This is a genomic window from Lapidilactobacillus mulanensis (assembly GCF_003946215.1).
GTDB classification, from domain to species: Bacteria; Bacillota; Bacilli; order Lactobacillales; family Lactobacillaceae; genus Lapidilactobacillus; species Lapidilactobacillus mulanensis.
Window position 1 is genome coordinate 1 of record NZ_RHOW01000087.1, and the last position, 2,738, is coordinate 2,738.

Sequence of the window (2,738 nt, forward strand, 5' to 3'; positions counted from 1 at the left end):
ATGATAATAGCCGCGACTAAGCGAATAATAATTTCTAAATAGGTTAGCTGATAATGATGCATTTTACAGCCTCCTCGTATATTAAGCATATATCCAAGTTTTAAGAACAGGTTCCGTCTTGGACGTTGCGTGATATCCTTTAGTTGTTCATTGGATTTGGGTCCAACTGGTATAGGCTTTTACCTCCTGCAGGTGACTCACGTCACACTGCAAATCAAGTCTGCCGCCCAGATGTCTCGATATCGTTCACACCACAAGCTGTAGGCCTTGTTTGATCAGGTAGTGACTCGCTTCGCTACGCAGCTCTAATCTAACAAGGAGACTACTCATATCGCGAGGATGCTCTTACCGATTCATTAACTAAGGGACATCACGCAGCACCCAAGCTTGTTCCAATTAATCTAACAGGAAAGGGGGTCCTATCCTATGAACTTGAATGTTGGTATTGATGTTTCAAAAGCTAAGCCAGATTATTGTGGCCTTGATAGCGACCATAACATCTGTTTTCAAGACGAAGCTGCTAATCAGCCAATCGGTGTCTCAACTATCAAGCAAGCTATTCTTCAAGCCGCCGAAGTGCGGTCTTACGACCACATTATCATCGGGATGGAGGCGACTTCGATGTATAACATTCTGCCTTCATACACATTCGAGCACGATCATGAGCTGAACTCTTTAGACGTTAAGGTGGTCACCCTAAATCCAAAGATGACGCACAAGTTTAGCCAAGTGTATGACGAGGATAAGACGGACAAGGTCGATGCGATGAACATCGCTGAGTTTATCGGTCTCGGACGCTATACAGTGCCTGTGCCTCGAGATGAAGCGCACTTCGCGCTCCAGCGTTTGACCCGCGAACGGTTTCATCTCATTAAGCAAATCAATGACTGTAAGAGTCACTTCCTGAACAACCTTTACTACAAGCTGAACACCATCGATGCCGAACTGCCAACCTCCGTCTTTGGCAACACCATGATGACGGTCTTGGCCGATGAACGTTACTCGCTGAATGAGCTTGCGGAATTACCGCTAGAACAGCTTATTAGCGATCTTAACGAAATGGGTCGTGGTCGCTTTGGCGACCCGGAGGTCGTGGCCAAGGCGCTTAAGGCGGCAGTGCGGAGTTCTTACCGTATTGGGCAAACAATACTCAACTCGGTGAACATGGTTCTTGGCATGTACGCCAATGAAATTCGGATGTTCAGCCGACAGAAGAAGAAGCTCGACCAAAGCATTGGGAAACTTTTAGAGGCGTTCCCTGAAGCACAATGCTTACGCAGTGTGCCTGGCATTGGACCGGTCTATACGGCGGGGATTCTCGCTGGGGATCAGTACCTGCGGTATTACCTTGTCGAAGCTGCCGACTCGGTAAGACGTCATGATCCCACATTTACTGCTTATTACGACAAAAAGTACCGAGAGGTACCAAAGTATCAACATCGCCGAGCAGACCTATTAACGGCCCGTAAGCTGGTTCGACTAGTGTTCGCGTTAGAACCTGTCTAGTATCTGCTGAATCTGGTAGAACTGTGGAAAACCGACTGAGGAGTTTGTCATGCCAGATTATCCAAGTAATATTTCTCGAGCGCAAGTTGCGTTAATACAACCTGATTTAGAAAACTTCCGTAAGCATACAAGACCGCGTCGTTATGATCTTTATGACGTATTCAATGCCATCCTTTACTCGCTTACTACAGGGTGTCAATGGCGTGAATTACCGCACGATTTCCCGGAATGGCATACCGTCTACCGCTATTACGATATGTGGCGAGATAAACCAGACCCGACAGCTGATTCGCTATTAGAAAGGCTTTTAAAAAAACTGTCGCTTCCTATCGTTTTGCACAGGGCCGATCGGCCCGAACGTCGTTTGTGATTGTTGATGCTCAAAGTGTTAAAACCACTGATTTAACGAAAAATAGTGGCTACGATGGCGGCAAAAAGATTTCAGGGATTAAGCGTCATATGGCGGTTGATATTAACGGTTTACCACAAGCCATTCTCGTGACACGAGCTAATGTATCAGATCGTTCAGGTGCATTGGCTATGCTTAGTTTGGCTAGCCAAAATTTAGAGCTGGTTCAGTATGTCATGGTTGATGGTGGCTACACTGGCAATGACTTTGCGGATCAGATGAAGCTCATTTTGAATGCTAAGACGACGGTAGCTAAACGCAACGAGTTGCATACGTTCACGGTGTTACCGCAACGATGGATCATTGAACGTTCATGGAGTTGGCTAGACAAATGTCGGCGACTTTGGAAAAACTGTGAACGCGCCCTTAACAGCAGTCTTCAAATGGTTGTATTGGCCTTCCTGAAGATAGTTCTTAAAAGATACTAGACAGGTTCTTAGAGACGAATCACGAATTGTATCAACCGACCGTGCCGCAGATTAAATTGGTCTAGCGAACTCGGTTGAGAATGAACGCTTAACTTTCCCACCCCCAAAACTAAACAGTCGTGGGCTGGGGGAAGTTTGCACTCAAGTTGAAACATTAATGTTCAGAATTCTCCATCACCTTCTTTACTCTTTACCACAAGACTTTAGGGGTACTTTTAGTTCAGCATAGCATGGAGCAGTTGGATAATGCAATAAAAGCGTTTTCTTAAATCAAGATTGTAAAACATTGAAAAGGATTTATTCGAACACATTGAGCATCTCTCTTGAAGTCATGTCAGTCAACTTGATATGCTTTAGTCAATAAAATCTTGGAGGTCTGAATGATGAGTAAGTAT

General features: G+C 45.1%; 2 protein-coding genes. Both read left to right on the forward strand.

Annotated elements, in window-relative coordinates; genetic code table 11:
* Nucleotides 1-426 precede the first annotated feature (426 nt).
* Nucleotides 427-1,506, forward strand: a complete 1,080-nt coding sequence (locus EKM67_RS10530; protein ID WP_125578934.1) for an IS110 family transposase — start codon at nt 427-429, stop codon at nt 1,504-1,506.
* Between the two features lie 49 nt (nt 1,507-1,555).
* Nucleotides 1,556-2,343 (forward strand): IS5 family transposase gene (locus EKM67_RS10535; RefSeq protein ID WP_125578935.1). Its coding sequence is split into 2 segments (ribosomal slippage): nt 1,556-1,823 and nt 1,823-2,343, totalling 789 coding nucleotides; the frame shifts between segments, so codons are not numbered across the junction.
* Nucleotides 2,344-2,738 lie beyond the last annotated feature (395 nt).

What these genes read in the sequence shown, in the direction of transcription:
- EKM67_RS10530 (WP_125578934.1), top strand. Translation starts at nt 427, where the DNA reads ATGAACTTGAATGTTGGTATTGATGTTTCAAAAGCTAAGCCAGATTAT.